15 protein-coding genes and 2 pseudogenes are annotated in these 15,365 nt (G+C 71.3%); 10 read left to right on the forward strand and 7 right to left on the reverse strand.

Annotated elements, in window-relative coordinates; translation table 11 throughout:
* The first annotated feature begins 79 nt into the window (after positions 1–79).
* Positions 80–1,480 carry an amidase gene (locus D1J51_RS09075; RefSeq protein ID WP_119074873.1) on the forward strand — a complete coding sequence of 467 codons (1,401 nt, stop codon included), beginning with the start codon at positions 80–82 and terminating at the stop codon, positions 1,478–1,480.
* Positions 1,481–1,521: 41 nt separating this feature from the next.
* On the opposite strand, the gene D1J51_RS09080 is transcribed toward D1J51_RS09075, so the two are convergent.
* Positions 1,522–2,319: an SDR family NAD(P)-dependent oxidoreductase gene (locus D1J51_RS09080; protein ID WP_205547840.1), complete on the reverse strand. Its 798-nt coding sequence runs from the start codon at positions 2,317–2,319 to the stop codon at positions 1,522–1,524.
* A gap of 56 nt (positions 2,320–2,375) precedes the next feature.
* Positions 2,376–3,848, reverse strand: coding sequence for an aldehyde dehydrogenase family protein (locus D1J51_RS09085; RefSeq protein ID WP_119074874.1), 1,473 nt, complete (start codon positions 3,846–3,848; stop codon positions 2,376–2,378).
* 191 nt (positions 3,849–4,039) lie between these two features.
* Here D1J51_RS09085 and D1J51_RS09090 point away from each other — a divergent pair, with 191 nt between their 5' ends.
* Both D1J51_RS09090 and D1J51_RS09095 read left to right on the forward strand, forming a co-directional pair.
* Entirely contained in the window at positions 4,040–5,227 is a 1,188-nt protein-coding gene (locus D1J51_RS09090) for a 3-isopropylmalate dehydrogenase (RefSeq protein ID WP_119074875.1), read from the forward strand.
* A 9-nt stretch (positions 5,228–5,236) separates the two neighbouring features.
* On the forward strand, positions 5,237–6,679 hold the full coding sequence (locus D1J51_RS09095) for an MFS transporter (protein ID WP_119074876.1): 1,443 nt from the start codon (positions 5,237–5,239) through the stop codon (positions 6,677–6,679).
* Between the two features lie 46 nt (positions 6,680–6,725).
* On the opposite strand, the gene D1J51_RS09100 is transcribed toward D1J51_RS09095, so the two are convergent.
* From D1J51_RS09100 to D1J51_RS09110, 3 genes are all read right to left on the reverse strand, one after another.
* Positions 6,726–7,253, reverse strand: coding sequence for a lipocalin family protein (locus tag D1J51_RS09100; RefSeq protein WP_119074877.1), 528 nt, complete (start codon positions 7,251–7,253; stop codon positions 6,726–6,728).
* A gap of 130 nt (positions 7,254–7,383) precedes the next feature.
* Positions 7,384–7,995, reverse strand: coding sequence for a DapH/DapD/GlmU-related protein (locus D1J51_RS09105; RefSeq protein ID WP_119074878.1), 612 nt, complete (start codon positions 7,993–7,995; stop codon positions 7,384–7,386).
* 19 nt (positions 7,996–8,014) lie between these two features.
* On the reverse strand, positions 8,015–9,040 hold the full coding sequence (locus tag D1J51_RS09110; protein WP_119074879.1) for a zinc-dependent alcohol dehydrogenase family protein: 1,026 nt from the start codon (positions 9,038–9,040) through the stop codon (positions 8,015–8,017).
* A 120-nt stretch (positions 9,041–9,160) separates the two neighbouring features.
* Between D1J51_RS09110 and D1J51_RS09115 the strand changes: the two genes are divergently transcribed.
* The 7 genes and pseudogenes from D1J51_RS09115 (at position 9,161) to D1J51_RS17900 (ending at position 13,942) form a co-directional block, all read left to right on the forward strand.
* Positions 9,161–10,054, forward strand: a complete 894-nt coding sequence (locus tag D1J51_RS09115; RefSeq protein ID WP_119074880.1) for a helix-turn-helix domain-containing protein — start codon at positions 9,161–9,163, stop codon at positions 10,052–10,054.
* 63 nt (positions 10,055–10,117) lie between these two features.
* A pseudogene (locus D1J51_RS18630) lies at positions 10,118–10,420 on the forward strand (cyclophilin-like fold protein); the annotation flags it as partial.
* Positions 10,421–10,481: 61 nt separating this feature from the next.
* Positions 10,482–11,087: a helix-turn-helix domain-containing protein gene (locus D1J51_RS09125; RefSeq protein ID WP_119074882.1), complete on the forward strand. Its 606-nt coding sequence runs from the start codon at positions 10,482–10,484 to the stop codon at positions 11,085–11,087.
* 171 nt (positions 11,088–11,258) lie between these two features.
* Positions 11,259–12,116, forward strand: coding sequence for an EamA family transporter (locus tag D1J51_RS09130; protein WP_119074883.1), 858 nt, complete (start codon positions 11,259–11,261; stop codon positions 12,114–12,116).
* Positions 12,113–12,460 carry a hypothetical protein gene (locus D1J51_RS09135; protein WP_119074884.1) on the forward strand — a complete coding sequence of 116 codons (348 nt, stop codon included), beginning with the start codon at positions 12,113–12,115 and terminating at the stop codon, positions 12,458–12,460. Before D1J51_RS09130 ends, D1J51_RS09135 begins: the two co-directional genes overlap by 4 nt.
* Positions 12,457–13,360, forward strand: a pseudogene (locus D1J51_RS09140) (dihydrodipicolinate synthase family protein). Before D1J51_RS09135 ends, D1J51_RS09140 begins: the two are co-directional and overlap by 4 nt.
* 420 nt (positions 13,361–13,780) lie before the next feature.
* Positions 13,781–13,942, forward strand: a complete 162-nt coding sequence (locus tag D1J51_RS17900) for a hypothetical protein (RefSeq protein WP_162903738.1) — start codon at positions 13,781–13,783, stop codon at positions 13,940–13,942.
* Between the two features lie 25 nt (positions 13,943–13,967).
* On the opposite strand, the gene D1J51_RS09145 is transcribed toward D1J51_RS17900, so the two are convergent.
* Together D1J51_RS09145 and D1J51_RS09150 are read right to left on the reverse strand one after the other, a co-directional pair.
* The gene (locus D1J51_RS09145; protein ID WP_205547842.1) at positions 13,968–14,618 is read right to left on the reverse strand and encodes a cyclase family protein; all 651 of its coding nucleotides are present in this window, start codon (positions 14,616–14,618) and stop codon (positions 13,968–13,970) included.
* Positions 14,619–14,686: 68 nt separating this feature from the next.
* Complete coding sequence (locus tag D1J51_RS09150; RefSeq protein WP_119074885.1) at positions 14,687–15,316, reverse strand: hypothetical protein; 630 nt, start codon at positions 15,314–15,316, stop codon at positions 14,687–14,689.
* Between the last annotated feature and the right edge of the window lie 49 nt (positions 15,317–15,365).

Consider the following 15,365-nt stretch of genomic DNA (forward strand, 5'->3'; position numbering starts at 1 on the left):
CTCGCCGCCGCCGCCACCGCCGTTCGGGCGAGCGCAGCGAGCCGAAACCCTCCCCGCCCACCCCGACGAAAGGCCCAGGATGACCTCGAACCGCTCCGCCGCCCTCGACGCCGCGACGCTCGCCGCTCGCTACGCGGAGGGCGCGATCACGCCGTCCGAGGTCGCGGAGGACATCATCGCCCGCATCGAGTCGCGCGAGCCGGAGCTCAACGCGCTCTACCTCTTCGATCCCGAGCAGGTGCGCGCCGACGCGGCCGCGTCGACCGAGCGCTGGCGCGCCGGCGCGCAGCTGGGCGCATTCGACGGCGTCCCCGCGACGGTCAAGGAGAACATCGCCCGCGCGGGTCTCCCGAAGCCCTCGGGCACCGCGATCCCGAACCCGCCGATCGCGGCGCAGAACGCGCCGACCACCGATCGCCTGCTCGAGGCCGGCGTCGTGATCGTCGGGTCGACGACGATGCCCGACTGGGGCATGCTCTCCTCCGGCGTCTCCAGCCTGCACGGCATCACGCGCAGCGGCCTGAATCAGGCTCACACCTCCGGGGGCTCGAGCGCCGGCGCCGGAACGGCGGCGGCCGCGGGCTACGGCCCGTTCCACGTCGGCACCGATATCGGCGGCTCGATCCGCCTCCCGGGCTCGTGGCAGGGGCTCACCGCGCTGAAGCCGAGCGAGGGTCTGATCCCGCTCGACGCGCCCTACACCGGCCGCGCGGCCGGGCCGCTGACGCGCAGTGCCGCCGATGCGATCCGCCTCATGTCGATCATCGCGCGGCCCGATCCGCGCGACTACCTCACCCGCGCGTACCGCGAGATGGAGTGGTCGACCGAGCCGCTCTCCCCCTCCGGCATGCGCGTCGCGCTGCAGCTCGACGCCGGCTCCGGCCTTACCGTCGAGCCCGGGACCCGCGCCGCCGTCGAGCGCGCAGCCGCCCGCTTCGCGGAGGCCGGCGCCACCGTCGTACCGCTCGAGCCGTTCGTGCCGGTGGCCGTGCTCGACGGGCTCGTGGACTTCTGGCGCAGCCGATCCTTCGCCGATTTCGAGGCGCTGAGCCCAGAGGAGCAGGCGGCCGTGCTCCCCTTCATCGCGGACTGGTGCAGCGCCGGGGCCGGATTCTCGGCCGCGCAGACGGTGCGCAATCGCAACATGAGCGACGAGATGGCGCGCCTCACTCGCGCCGCGACCGAGCCCTTCGACCTCGTGCTCTCCCCCGTCACGCCCGTCGCCGCGTTCGCGGCCGAGGATCCCATGCCGATCACCGATCCGCTCGAGACCATGGGGCACATCTCGTTCACCGCGCCCTACAACATGTCGGGCCAGCCGGCCGTATCGGTGGGCGCGGGGATCCAGGACGACGGCCGCACGATCGGCCTGCAGATCGCCTCGCGCATCGGCACCGACGACCGCCTCATGCGTGTGGCGCTCTGGTTCGAGTCGATGCGCGGCACCGACGCCCGGGTCGACTGGTCGCGGATCGCCTGAAGGCGCCCACGGACCCGCATGAGGAGCGGTGCGGCCGGCCGCTACGACGCGGGAGGCGTGAAGCGGCCGTCGATCGCGGTCCAGCCGCCGTCGACGGTGAGCGTCGAGCCGGTCACGAACGACGATGCGTCGGAGGCGAGGTACACCACGGCGCCGGCGAGCTCGTCGGGACGCGACCAACGGCCGAGGGCGGCCTTCTGCGCGTAGGCCCCGTACCACTCGTCGTCGGCCTTGATCTGCGCGGTGAGCGGCGTCTCCACGACGCCCGGCGCCACCACGTTCACGCGCACACCCTGCGGGCCGTACTCCGCGGCGGCGGTCTTCGCGAGCTGCACGAGCCCCGCCTTCGTCGCCGCGTAGACGCCCTGGCCGGGCTCGACGACCTGCGCGCGGATCGACGCGAAGCCGATGATCGACCCGCCACCGTTCGCGGCGAACCTCGCGCCGAACTTGCGGATCAGCTGGAACGAGGCGCGCAGGTTGAGGTTGACCACGCGGTCGAATTCGTCGAGCGTGTAGTCGTCCATGCGCTTGCGCACATTCGTGGCCGCCGTGAAGACGAGCGCCGATGCCGTGCCGAAGCGCTCGGCGGCCACGGCGACCGCGTCGTCGTCGAGCACGTCGATCTCGTAGGCCTCGGCAGCCCCGCCCCGCTCGGCGATGAGAGCCACGGTCGACTGGGCGCCCGTGAGCGAGTAGTCGGCGACCACGACGTGCGCCCCCTGGGCGGCGAGGGCTTGCGCCGACTCGCACCCGATGCCGCTGCCGGAACCGATCACGACGACCGTACGGCCGTCGAGGCGGAAGAGCTGGGAGTAGTCGATCTGCGGATGGCTCATACGGGGTCTCCTGGGTCGGGGCTGCAGAGAAACGGGGCGGGAGAGCGGGGGCCGACCTAGCCGTGCGTCCTCGGACGGATCATCGCCATACGGGTGACGGTGAACTCCTCGATGGCGAAGCGGGGGCCCTCGCGGCCGATGCCCGAGTCTTTGACGCCGCCGTACGGCATGATGTCGGAGCGGAAGCCCGGGATCTCGTTGACGACGACGCCGCCGACCTCGAGCCGGTCGATCGCGGCGAACGCGCTCTCGAGCGACGCCGTGTAGATCGCGGCCTGGAGTCCGTAGCGCGAGTCGTTCACCAGGTCGATGGCCGCGTCGACCGAGTCGACCGTGGTGAGGCAGACCACCGGGCCGAAGATCTCCTCGCACCAGACGTCGACATCGGCGGGCACGTCGCCGAGCACGATCGGCGCGAGGTGGGCGGCCTCGCCCTCACCCGGAGCGCCCGCGAGCAGCGTCGCCCCTGCGGCGAGCGCGCGGTCGATCATGGCACGGATCCGCTCACCCGAGGCGGCGTTGATCACGGGCGCGACGTTCGTCGCGAGGTCGCGCGGGTCGCCGAAGACGAGCTCGCCCATGCGCTCGACGAGGCGGGCGGTGAAGCGCTCCGCGATCCCGCGCTCCAGGACGACGCGCTGCACGGAGATGCACGCCTGCCCGTTGGCGTAGAAGCCGCCGCGGAGCACCGCGTCGACGGCGGCCTCGAGGTCGGCGTCGACGGCGACGATGAAGCCGGTGTTGGAGCCGAGTTCGAGCACCGCCTTGCGCGGGGCGGCCTGCTGCGCGATGAGGTGCCCGACCCTCGCTGATCCGGTGAACGAGACGACCTGCGCGCGCGGGTCGCGCACGAGGGTCTCGCCGACGATGGGCTCGCCGTTGACGAGCTGCACGGCGGCCGCCGTGACCCCGTGCGCGGCGAGGATCTCGCGCGTGATCGCGACCAGCTCGATCGTCGCGAGCGGCGTATCGGGCGCGGGCTTGATGATGACGGGGCAGCCGGCGGCGATCGCGGGCGCGAGCTTGTGCGTCGCGAGCAGCAGGGGGTAGTTGAAGCCGGCGATGCCGATGACGACGCCGGCGGGTTTGCGCGTGTAGTAGCCGATCATGCCGCGCCCGAGCTCCTGCAGGTCGAGCGGCACGGTCTCGCCGTGGATGCGCGACACCTCTTCGGCGGTCGCCTCCAGCGCGACGACGGTGCGATTCACCTCGGTGCGGCAGTCGACGCGGGGCTTGCCCGTCTCGAGCACGAGCAGGCTCTCGAGGCGCTGCGCGTCGGCGCGGACGCGCGCGGTGAGCTCGGTGAGGATCGCCTTGCGCTGCGCGGTGGTCAGCGCCGCGACCTCGGCGCGCGCGGCTTCGGCCGCATCGAGCGCGGTGCGGGAGTCGGCGGCGTCGCTCACGGGCGCGGTGCCGATGACGCTGCCGTCGAAGGGGAAGACGATATCGGCAGCGGCTCCGGTGACCCGCCACTCGTCGCCGATCGGCAGCGCTCCGGCGGGCGCGACGAGATCGAGTGCGTCTGACATGGCGGCTCCCTGAGTTGAACGACGGGTGCGGCGGGGCGTCGTGCGCCGCCGCGGATCCCCCGCGATGCCGTGCGGCGGATCGTGCCCGGTTCGGGCGCAGCCTCGCGCGGAGTGGTCTTACCATTTAATATAGATCACCACAGGCTCAACTCCAAGGCGCGAGTGATCGATCGCCGCCGAAAGGATCGACCATGACGAACAGCTACGACATCGCGGTGCTCCCCGGCGACGGCATCGGCCCCGAGGTGATCGGCTGCGCGCTCGAGGTGCTCGACGCCGCCGAGGCCCGGTTCGGCTTCTCCACGCAGCGCAGCACCATCGCCGCCGGCGCCGCGCACTACCTCGAGACGGGCGAGCTCTTCGACGCCGTCGAGCCCCGGCTGCGCGGCAGGGACGCGATCCTGTTCGGCTCCATGGGCGACCCCCGCGTCACCCCGGGCATCCTCGAGCGCGGCTTCATCCTCGAGATGCGGCAGCGCCTGCAACAGGCCGCCAATGTGCGGCCCGTGCGCCTCTACCCCGGCGTGCCCACGCCGATCTCGGGCCTCACGCCCGAGCGCTGCGACATGGTGATCGTCCGCGAGAACACCGAGGGCGCCTACGTGGGGCGCGGCTCGACCGTGCACGCCGGCACGCCGAACGCCGTGGCGATGCAGGAGTCGCTCAACACGCGCGCCGGCATCGAGCGCGTCGTCGACTTCTCGTTGCGCCTCGCCCTCGGCCGCCGCAAGAAGCTGACGCTCGTGCACAAGACCAACATCCTCGTGGCCGCCGGTCAGCTCTGGCAGCAGGTCGTCGCGGAGGTCGGCGAGCGCTACCCGGAGGTCGAGATCGACTACGTGCACGTCGACGCGATGTGCTTCCACCTGCCGCTCACTCCCGAGCGCTTCGACGTGGTCGTCACCGACAACCTCTTCGGCGACATCATCACCGACCTCGGAGCCGTGATCCAGGGCGGCCTCGGCGTCGCGACGAGCGCCAACCTCAATCTCGACGGCAACGCCCCCAGCATGTTCGAGGCGATCCACGGCTCGGCGCCCGACATCGCCGGCACGGGCAGGGCGAACCCGGCCGGCGCGATCCTCTCGCTCGCGCTCATGCTGGGCCACCTCGGCGAGGGCGCCGCCGCCCGCGCAGTCGAGGCCGCCACGGTCGAGGTGCTCGGCTCGCTCCCGGAGCTCTCCGGGGCCGGCATGGGCACGACGACGACGGAAATCGGATCCCGGATCGCCGCGGTCGTACGCGATGGCCGAGCCGACACGGCTCTGGTCCCCGACTCTCTGCTCGGTGCGCTCGCAGGCCTCGCCCCCTCGCGCCTCGCCCCGCGATCCTGCCCGCCCCGCCCCGCGCACCGGGAACCCCACCCCGTCACCCGGTAAACTGCTCGGGTGGGGGACAGCGACGGGAGGGCCAGGAGAAGGCTCACCCGCACCCCGCCGCCGTGGGCCACGGTCGCGGTGCTCGCGTTCGCGGGGCTCTGCTCGTCGTTCATGTTCACGCTCGTCGTGCCGCTGCAGGCCGAACTGCCGGAGCTGCTGAACGCCTCGCGCGAGGACACCTCGTGGGTGGTCACGATCACGCTGCTCGTGGCGGCCGTCGCCACCCCGATATCGGGGCGCCTCGGAGACATGTACGGCAAGCGGCGCGTGGTGCTGGCGCTGCTGGCGCTGCTCGTTCTCGGCTCGCTCATCGCGGCGCTCGCCGGCTCGATCGTCGGGGTGATCATCGGGCGCGCCCTGCAGGGGGCGGTGACGGGCGTGATCCCGCTCGGGATCGCGATCATGCGCGACGTGCTGCCGCCCGAGCGGCTCGGCACGGCGGTGGCGCTCATGAGCGCCACGATGGGCGTCGGCGGTGCGCTCGGCATGCCGATCGCAGCCCAGCTGGCGCTCAACGCGGACTGGCACGCGCTCTTCTGGCTCGCCGCGGCTCTCGGCGCGCTCGGCCTGCCGCTGGTGGCGCTCGCAGTGCCCGGCGACGTGCTGCGCACGGCGGGACGGCTCGACCTGCTCGGCGCCGCGGGACTCGCGCTCGGGCTCACCGGGATCCTGCTGCTCGTCTCCCGCGGTGCGGAGTGGGGGTGGGGTTCGCCGCTCACGCTCACGTGCGGGATCGGCGGCATGGTCGTGCTGCTGCTCTGGGGCTGGTACCAGCTGCGCGCGGCGGAGCCGCTGCTCGATCTGCGGGTGGCGGCCCGGCCCGCGGTGCTGCTCACCAACGTCGCCGCCATCGGCATGGGTTTCGCGCTGTTCTCGTCGAACGTCACCTTCCCCCAGATGCTCGAGCTGCCCGTCGAGACCGGCTCCGGCTTCGGACTCGACATGATGCAGGCGGCGCTCGTGGTGATGCCCGCGGGACTCGTGATGATGGTGATCTCGCCGCTCTCGGGCTGGCTCGAGCGCACCGTCGGCCCCCGCCCGCTGTTCACGGGCGGCACCGCGGCGATCGTGCTCGCCTACGTCTTCGTGCTGATCTGGTCGACGGAGGTGTGGCACATCCTCGTGGCCAACATCCTCATCGGCGTCGGCATCGGCTTCACCTTCGCGGCGATGCCGATGATCATCATGCGCTCCGTGCCCGCCCACGAGACGGGGGCGTCGAACGGCCTCAACGCGCTCTTCCGCTCGGTCGGCACCTCGAGCGCCTCTGCCGTGATGGGCGGGGTGCTCGCTTCAATGAGCGTCGACTTCGAGGGACGCGCCGTGCCGACGCGCGAGGCCTTCGGGGTCTGCTTCTGGCTGGCGATCGCCGCCGGAGTCGTCGCCCTCGTGCTGTCGCTGCTCATCCCGAAGCAGCCGGCGGGCGGGGAGCGGGCCTCGCTGCCGAACTGATGCCGCAGGACGCGCCCCGGGGGCGGAGCGGGCACACGATGCTCCCCTACTCTTCGAGCGCCTCCAGCTGCTCGTCGGTGACCCGCTCGCCCGACTGCGGGGTGCGGATCCACGCCGAGAGATCGTACCCCTGCCGACGCGCCTCGTCGAGGTACTCGCGCTCGACCTCGGGATCGGCCTCCGGCCTCCGCGCGAGCAGCCAGAGGTGCTTCAGGTCGGGCGTGCCGACCAGGGCGTGCCGGTACCCCTCGTCGATCCTCAGCACCCAGTAGTCGGCGCGCGTGAGGGGGATCCAGCGCAGTGCGGGCGGAAGGAAGCTCACCCGCAACCGGCCCGCGTGATCCGGATCCGGCTCCGCCCGCCCCAGCGCGCGGCTCGGTTTCCGCTCCTCGTCGATGCAGCGGTTGTCGACCTGCACCGTGCCGTCCTCGCGCAGCGCGTACTCCGCGGTGACGTCGACGGCGCCGTCGTCCTCGAAGCGCAGCGGCAGCCGCCCGATCTCGTACCAGAGGCCCAGGTAGCGCTCCAGTTCGAGATGCTCGACCGACCGTGCCCCCTCCGCGTGCAGTGCCATCCTTCGCCCCTCTCCCCTCGTGCTCCGTGCTCGGTCGAGATGCCGAACGTCACCTCCAGTGTGGCGTGGAAGCGCACCGAGCGGGAGGGCTTGACATCCTCGCGTCGCGAGACCGCTCACCGGTCACCGGTCACGCGTCTTCGGGCCGAACCGGCCGGGGCTCCCGCTCCCGGCCGTCTCGAAGGTCGCGGATCTTGCGCGCGGGCACGCCGCCGACCACCGTGTTCGGCTCGACGTCCCGGGTGACCACCGCCCCTGCCGCGACGACCGCGCCGTCACCGATCGTCACCCCCGCGAGAACCGTGGCGTTCGCGCCGATCCAGACGCGCTCGCCGATGACGACGGGCTGCGGCACCGTGGTCGCTCGCCGCTGCGGGTCGAGGTCGTGGTTCAGCGAGGCCAGCACGACGTTGTGGCCGATGAGCGCGTCGTCGCCGATTCTGATGCCTCCCTGGTCCTGGAACCTGCAGCCGCTGTTGACGAACACGCGCTCGCCCAGCACGATGTTCCTCCCGCAGTCCGCGGTGAACGGCGGGAAGAGCCTGAACGAATCGGGCACGGGGCGCCCGGTGAGACGCGACATGATCTCGACGCGCTCCTCCGGGGTGGTGTAGCGGGTGTTCAGCTCCATGCAGAGCCGGATCGCCTCGTCGGCGAGCTCGTTCATCTTCGCGGCGAGCCCGGTGCCCGCACGCGCCGGCTCGCCCGCGTCCATCCGGGCGAGGAACTCCCGAGTCTCCACTGCGGCCCGACCCTTCCCTTTAGACCGTCAGCATGACCTTGACGGCGCTGCGCTCATGCATCGCCCGGTACCCCTCGGCCGCCCGTTCGAGCGGGAGCGCGAGGTCGAACACCCTGCCCGGGTCGATCTCGCGATCCCAGATCAGCCGGATCAGCTCGGGCAGGTAGCGCCGCACCGGGGCCGGGCCGCCGTGCAGGTGCACCTCGGCGAAGAAGAGCTCGTCGGCCGGGATCTTCACCCCCTCGTGCGCAACCCCCACGAAGCCGACGTGCCCGCCCGGGCGGCAGGATCGGATCGCCTGCAGCAGAGACTCCTCGGTGCCGACCGCCTCCACGACCGAGTGCGCGCCGAGGCCGCCCGTGAGCTCCTTGACCTTCGCGGCGCCGGCCGCGCCGCGCTCCTCGACGACGTCGGTCGCGCCGAACTCGCGGGCGAGCCGCTGCCGCGCGGGGTGGCGGCTCATCGCGATGATGCGCTCCGCGCCCATCTGCTTCGCCGCGAGCACGCCCATCAGCCCGACCGCGCCGTCGCCGACCACGGCGACGGTCCGGCCGGCGCCGGCCGCGGCGGCGTCGGCGGCGAACCAGCCGGTGCCGAGCACGTCCGAGGCCGCCAGCAACGACGGGATCAGCTCGTCGTCGGGCCGACCGGGGGTGGCGACGAGCGTGCCGTCGGCGTGGGGAATGCGCGCCTTCTCCGCCTGCGTGCCGATCGTCTGGGCGACGAACTGGAAGCGCACGCACTTCGACGGATACCCCGACTCGCAGATCTCGCAGGCGCCGCAGGAGATCACGAACGAGCCGACGACGAAGTCGCCGGGCTTCACCGTCGCCACCTCGCTGCCGACCTCCTCGACGATCCCGACGTACTCGTGTCCCATCGGCGTGTGATCGACGGGTTCGACGCCGCGGTAGGGCCAGAGATCCGAGCCGCAGATGCAGGTCGCCACCAGCCGCAGCACCGCATCGGCGGGATCGACGATCCTCGGATCGTCGCGGTGGCCGACAGCGACCTCGCCGGGTGCGTCCATGATGACTGCTCGCATGCGCTCGCTCTCCTTCTCGCACAGTTCTCGGTACGCCTCGATCCAAGCACCGGCGCCGTCTCCGAGGGAGCCCCTCTCAGTACCTCCCTCGACGATCCGCCCTGGCGTATCGTCGAAGTTATGGATCATCGAGCCGAGGTGCGGGAGTTCCTGACCACCCGCCGCGCGCGGGTGGCACCGCACCGGGTCGGCCTGCCCGCGGGCTCCGGCCGGCGCGTCGAGGGCCTCCGCCGAAGCGAGGTCGCGGCCCTCGCCGGAGTCAGCGTCGAGTACTACACGCGCATCGAACGCGGCGGGATCGGCGGCGCCTCTCCCGAGGTGCTCGACGCGCTCGCGCGCGCCCTGCTGCTCGACGACTCGGAGCGAGCCCACCTGTTCGATCTAGCCCACGCCTCGAGCCCCGTCGCCCGGCCCCCGAGCCGCCGCAACCCGACGACGTGGGCGCCCCACCGGAGCCTGCAGTGGGTGCTCGACGCGGTCACCGTCGGCCCGGCGTTCGTGCGCAACGGCCGCATGGACCTGCTCGCGACGAACGCGCTCGCCCGAGCGTTCTACCGCGACGTGTACGACATGCCCGGCCAGGCCCCCAACATCGCGCGCTTCACCTTCCTCGACGACCGCGCACGCGAGTTCTACCCCGACTGGGACATGTTCGCCGACGTGACCGTCGCGATCCTGCGCACCGAGGCGGGCCGCGACCCGCACAACAAGGAGCTGCACGACCTCATCGGCGAGCTCTCGACCCGCAGCGGCGAGTTCCGCACCCGGTGGGGCGCCCACGACGTGCGCCACCACGGGACGGGCTTCAAGACCTTCGACCATCCGGTGGTCGGCGAGATGACGCTCGCCTACGAGGGCATGGGCATGGAGGCCGAGCCCGGCCTCACCCTCACCGTCTACGTTCCCGAGCCCGGCACACCTTCGGCCGAGCGCATGCGGCTGCTCGCGAGCTGGGCCGCGAGCGGGGACGAGGCCGTGCTCGGTGCCGAGGTCGGCGATGAGGCGACCCGATGAGGCGTCGATCGAAGAGGATCGCTGCAGCCGCCGGCACAACCCGCTGAATCACCGGGAGACGACATGTGCACGACACCAGTCCGCCTCGTCATCGGGGACCAGAATCTCGAAGCGAGGCTCTGGGACAATCCCGCGGCCCGGTCGCTCATCGACCAGCTGCCGCTCACGCTCGGCTCCTCCGACTACGGCGGACAGGAGGTGCTCGCCGAGCCCCCGCTGCCCCTCACGATGGAGGGCATGCCCTCCGGCGAGAGCGCTCCCTCGGGTACGATCGGCTACTACGCCCCCAGCCGCGCCGTCGTGCTCTACTACTCTGACATAGCCCGGTTCGACGGCATCGTGCGGATCGGCGAGATGGACGGCGACCTGTCGATCCTGCGCGGCTGGGGTAGCGCGATTACCCCACTGGTGCACTATGATGCACTTTATGGATGCTGCAGCCGAAGGACTGGCACGCGCGATAGGGGCGCGGGTGAAGCAGGAACGCAATGGGCGGGGGTGGACCCTGGACCAGCTCGCCTCTGCCGCCGGCGTGAGTCGTCGCATGCTGGTCAACGTCGAGCAGGGCGGGGTGAACCCGAGCGTGGGCACGCTGCTGCGGCTCTCGGACGCGCTCGGGATCGGCCTACCGGCACTCGTCGAGCCGCCCACACCTCGCGCCGCGAAGCTCACCCGGCGCGGTGAAGGCGCGGTGCTGTGGACGGGTGACCAGGGCGGGCAAGGCGTGCTCGTCGCGGGAACCGAGCCGCCAGACGTGGTCGAGCTGTGGGAATGGACCCTCGCACCCGCTGAACGCCACGACAGCGAGCCTCACAGCGAGGGCACGCGCGAGCTGCTGCACATCCAAGCCGGCACGGTGACGGTGACGGTCGGTGACGAGCATTTCGAACTCCAACGGAGCGACGCGCTGACCTTCCACGGCGACATCGCCCACTCGTACGCGAACCCCGCCTCAGAGCCCGCACGGTTCTCGCTCACGGTTTTCGAGCCGAGGGTGGGGGCTGCGCACCGAATGGAGGCCCCGAGTGCCTGACGCTACGGCTCCCGCTGAGTTCCTCGCCGCCGCCAGGGGCGACACTGCTTCCGCTGTCGATGCGCTCACGGGTGCGCTGTCCGGGCTTGGCTCCAGTGTGCACGTGGCGCGCCGCCTGATCGGTGCACCGTGATCGGCAGGCGTACCACGACGGGGATTCCGCCGTGGTCGATGGCGGTCGCGGCGATGCTCGCCGTGCAGCTCTCCAACGCGCTGTCGGTGCCGGTGATCGAGCAGATCGGCGCGGCGGGAACGGCGTGGCTGCGCATGTGCTTCGGCGTCGTATTCCTGTGGATGATCGCCCGGCCCGCGATCCGTTCCCTGCGCCGCGAAGACCTGCCTGCGCTCCTCGCGCTGGGCGTGGTGACGGGGTTCATGACGACGTTTTTCCTCGCCGCGGTCGAGCGCATCCCGCTCGGCACCGCCGTTGCGATCGAGTTCCTCGGCCCCCTCGCCGTCGCCGGCCTCATGAGCAAGAGCCGCAAGGCGCTCATCTGGCCCGCCCTCGCCTTCGTCGGCGTCGCCCTCCTCACCGAGCCGTGGCATGGCCGCATCGATCTCGCCGGGGTCGGGTTCGCGCTGGTCGCGGGCATCTGCTGGGGCTTGTACAATTTGCTCACCCAGCACGTCGGCGACCGGTTTTCCGGCATCAGCGGCCTCTCGCTCACCATTCCCGTCGCGGCTCTCGCCACGCTCCCGCTCGGACTGCCGCAGGTCATCGGCGGCGAGTTCGCGTGGTGGGTGCTTCTTGCAGCGGCCGGGATCGCGCTGATCACCCCGGTGATCGCGTTCGGACTCGAGATGCTCGCCCTGCGCCGCATGACCCACACCGCGTTCGGCACCCTGCTGTCGATCGAGCCCGCGTTCGGCATCCTCGTCGGTTTTCTCGTCCTCGCTCAGCAACCGGCGCTCATGCAACTGTCCGGAATCGGCCTCGTCATCATCGCGGGCGCGGCCGCGCAGCGCGGAGGCAGACGCCCCGTCGGCGCCGGCCCACCACTCACTGCGCCAGGGAAGGAGACCGTATGAGCGCTCGACCGAAGTACAGCTCCACGTTCATCTTCGAAACACGGACCCTGACGGACGAGTTCCATCGCATCGACAGTGAGATCGCCCAGCGCGCCCGCCGGATCCCCGGCTTCGTGGGCGAGGAGGCCTGGCACAACGCGAACACCGGCCTGCATGCCGAGGTCTACTACTGGACCGATCTGGACGCTCTGCGCACCCTGATCGAGATGGACACCCACCAACTCGCAAAATCTCGGTACGGGGAATGGCTCGGGGAGTACCGGGTCGTGATCTCCGAAGTGCGGTCCGTATACGGCAACCCGCTGCTCGGTCTCGAGCACCGACCGGAACAGGCGCGGTCGTGAGCGACCCCGTCACGGGGCTCAGCGCCTTCCCCCTCACGCCGTTCCGCAACGACACCGTCGACGAGGGCGCGTTCGTCGGACTCGTCAAACGGGTGGCCGAGGCCGGGGTCGATTCGATCACCGCGCTCGGTTCGACCGGATCCTACGCCTACCTGACCGCGGACGAACGCGCCCGCGTCGCCCGCGTCGCCGTCGAGCACGCCGGCTCCACGCCCGTGTTCGTCGGGGTCGGGGGCTTGCGCACCTCCCACGTCCTCGCGCACGTCGACAGCGCGGAGGCGGCGGGCGCGGCCGGGGTACTGCTGGCGCCGATGACTTATCAGGCGCTCACGCAGGACGATGTGTTCGAGCTGTTCCGCACCGTCACCGAACACACTGACCTGCCGGTGATCGTCTACGACAACCCCCGGCACCACTCGCTTCGTCTTCACCACCGACCTCTACGCGCGCATCGCCGAGCTGCCGGGTATCGCATCGATCAAGATCCCCGGCGTCCCCGACGGCGCACAGGAAGCGCGTGAGCATGTCGCAGGGATTCGTGCCGCGATCCCGGAGCACGTCACGATCGGGGTCTCCGGCGACGCCTTCGCCGCCACGGGACTGAACGCGGGCTGCGACGCCTGGTACTCCGTCATCGGCGGCACCCTCCCCCAGTCCGCGTTGACCATCACCCGCGCCGCCCTCAGCGGACGCCCCGGCGACGCGGTGGCGGAGTCGGAGCGGCTCGCCCCGCTCTGGAACCTGTTCGCAGAGTGCGGGGGAAGCCTGCGCGTGACCGCAGCGATAGCCGAACACCTCGGCCTCGCACCGCGTCTCTGCCTGCCGCTGCCGATCCAGGGCCTGACCGGCCCGCAGCGGGCACGAGTGGTCGAAGTAGTGAACCAGCTCGGTCTCAGCTGACCAGAAGGGCGCACCCGTCGACAAGGGCGGGGGATCGTGTCGGGCTTGCCGGGGCCGATGCTCACCGGTGGGGGCGCAGCCGCCTCCGCCTCCCTGTCGAGGAACGCGACTCCCGCCGGGAGCACCGTCGCTGAAGTTCCCTCCGGAAGCAGTCGGAGCTGCGTCGATGCGTGCTCCCGACGGATGATGCAGGCACGAGATGCATGACACCTCGGTGCAGCCCCCTGCGGGCTCATCTCGATCTGGTGGCCTCTGCGGGAACTCGCGCACCGCACTCCGCGCACCGCACTCCGCACTCCGCACTCCGCACTCCGCACTCCGCCAAGGATCGCGCATCTGAGCTGCATGGTCGGGAGGCGGTGATGTCGGCGGTTCGGGCTAGGCTCCTCTCGAAGATGCACTCGACACCGAGGAGGCGGGATGCGCATCCGGGAGACGTTCGCGCTCGATTACCGTACGGCCGCGTTCGACAAGTCCACGGTGATGGACGCGATCCTCGAGCTCGAGGAGCAGCTCGAGCGCGGCGAGATCGAGGCCGCGGCCTACCTCCAGAAGAAGCGCTCCCTGGTGAGGATGCTCTGAGACGAGCCGCCGCCCGCACCCCGAACTAGACCTCCCACGCGACCACCCGCGCCGGAGCGCCGTCGCCGCCGGCGATGGGCAGCGGGAAGACGCCGACCCGCACCCGCTCTCCGAGAGCGGCCAGCCGCTCGAGCCCGCGCAGATTCTCGACGATCGCACCGTCCCCGCCCAGCACGGCCTCGTGAACCGCGAAGTCGGCCTCCTCACCGGGGCGCGGCGTGCGGTCGGGGTTGAGCGCGTCGATCCCGAGCACCCGCATGCCGAGCCGCACCAGTGCCCTCGCGGCCTCGCCGCACAGGTACGGGTGGCGCAGATACCGCTCGGTGCCGAAGTACCGGTCCCAGCCGGTGCGAATCATCACGATCCCCGGGACCGGGGCGAGACGCTCGATGCCGAGCGCCTCCGCGTCGATCCTCGCCACCTCCCCCGCCCGATCGGCCACGTCGAGGATCAGCGCCTCGCCCGAGAGCTCGTCGAGCGCGATGCGGTCGATCGTGCGCCCGCCGACGACGGTGTGCGCGGGCGCGTCCACGTGGGTGCCGGTGTGCGAACCGAAGTCGAGACGGACCACCGCCACCCCGTCGCGCTCGACGGTGAGCGCCGGCTCCACGTGCACCGGCGGATCGCCGGGGTAGACCGTCATTCCGGCGGCGATGGGGTGGCTGAGATCGATCACACGCTCAGCCTAGGTCACCGCCGACCGCGACGGCCTCGAGGCGTCTCGGCCGGCCTGAGGGCGTCGAATCAGGCGACTTCGCTCTCGTTGCTGTCGGGGATGTTGATGGTTCTGGCGGGGGTGGGGTGTATCTCCAGGGCGAATGTCGCGGCGCTTCCACCGCTGAGCGTGGTGGTGATGGTCGCTTCCGCGATGTGAAGCGGTGCTTCGTGGACGCGCAGGCGAGCCGTGCTGTGCTCCGGGAAGCGGCCGTCGCCTGCCGGGTCGGTGGCGGAGAGCAGATCATCGAGTGTGCTGCGGAGTTCGTCTGGCACTCGCTCGGTGGCGAGAGAAGCGGAGAGCTCCACTTCGATCACGGCTCCGTCGCCGGCGACGGGTTGTTCGAGGTCGGCCCCGTAGAGGATGGTCAGCAAGGCCAGCGGGCCGAGCGCCGGCCGAGGCAGGTCGAGCGTGATCCACTCACCGCCCGCTGTCCGGGTGTGCAGTGCTCCGGCGTGCGCGATGGTCTCGGCGCGGCTTCTTTCGGCGGGTGCATCCGTATCGGGCATCACGAACTCGATCGTCGAACGGCTCACGTCGTCGCGTGGACTGACGTAGGCGTTCTCGGTCAGCTGGATGCCCGAGACGGCCTGTAAGAATGAGGCCTCGACCGCCTCGGCGGTGAGCGTCGCGGTCAGGGCGTCTTCGAGGGTGGGCATTGCTGTTCCCTTCTACCGGGCGCCCGCCTGCGGGGCGGTGCTTTCGTGG

Source organism: Leucobacter sp. wl10, assembly GCF_003569785.1.
GTDB lineage: Bacteria > Actinomycetota > Actinomycetes > Actinomycetales > Microbacteriaceae > Leucobacter.

Coding starts and splice junctions, on each gene's coding strand:
- D1J51_RS09075 (WP_119074873.1), top strand. CDS start 80: ATGACCTCGAACCGCTCCGCCGCCCTCGACGCCGCGACGCTCGCCGCT.
- D1J51_RS09080 (WP_205547840.1), bottom strand. CDS start 2,319: ATGAGCCATCCGCAGATCGACTACTCCCAGCTCTTCCGCCTCGACGGC.
- D1J51_RS09085 (WP_119074874.1), bottom strand. CDS start 3,848: ATGTCAGACGCACTCGATCTCGTCGCGCCCGCCGGAGCGCTGCCGATC.
- D1J51_RS09090 (WP_119074875.1), top strand. CDS start 4,040: ATGACGAACAGCTACGACATCGCGGTGCTCCCCGGCGACGGCATCGGC.
- D1J51_RS09100 (WP_119074877.1), bottom strand. CDS start 7,253: ATGGCACTGCACGCGGAGGGGGCACGGTCGGTCGAGCATCTCGAACTG.
- D1J51_RS09110 (WP_119074879.1), bottom strand. CDS start 9,040: ATGCGAGCAGTCATCATGGACGCACCCGGCGAGGTCGCTGTCGGCCAC.
- D1J51_RS09115 (WP_119074880.1), top strand. CDS start 9,161: ATGGATCATCGAGCCGAGGTGCGGGAGTTCCTGACCACCCGCCGCGCG.
- D1J51_RS09125 (WP_119074882.1), top strand. CDS start 10,482: ATGGATGCTGCAGCCGAAGGACTGGCACGCGCGATAGGGGCGCGGGTG.
- D1J51_RS09130 (WP_119074883.1), top strand. CDS start 11,259: ATGGCGGTCGCGGCGATGCTCGCCGTGCAGCTCTCCAACGCGCTGTCG.
- D1J51_RS09135 (WP_119074884.1), top strand. CDS start 12,113: ATGAGCGCTCGACCGAAGTACAGCTCCACGTTCATCTTCGAAACACGG.
- D1J51_RS17900 (WP_162903738.1), top strand. CDS start 13,781: ATGCGCATCCGGGAGACGTTCGCGCTCGATTACCGTACGGCCGCGTTC.
- D1J51_RS09150 (WP_119074885.1), bottom strand. CDS start 15,316: ATGCCCACCCTCGAAGACGCCCTGACCGCGACGCTCACCGCCGAGGCG.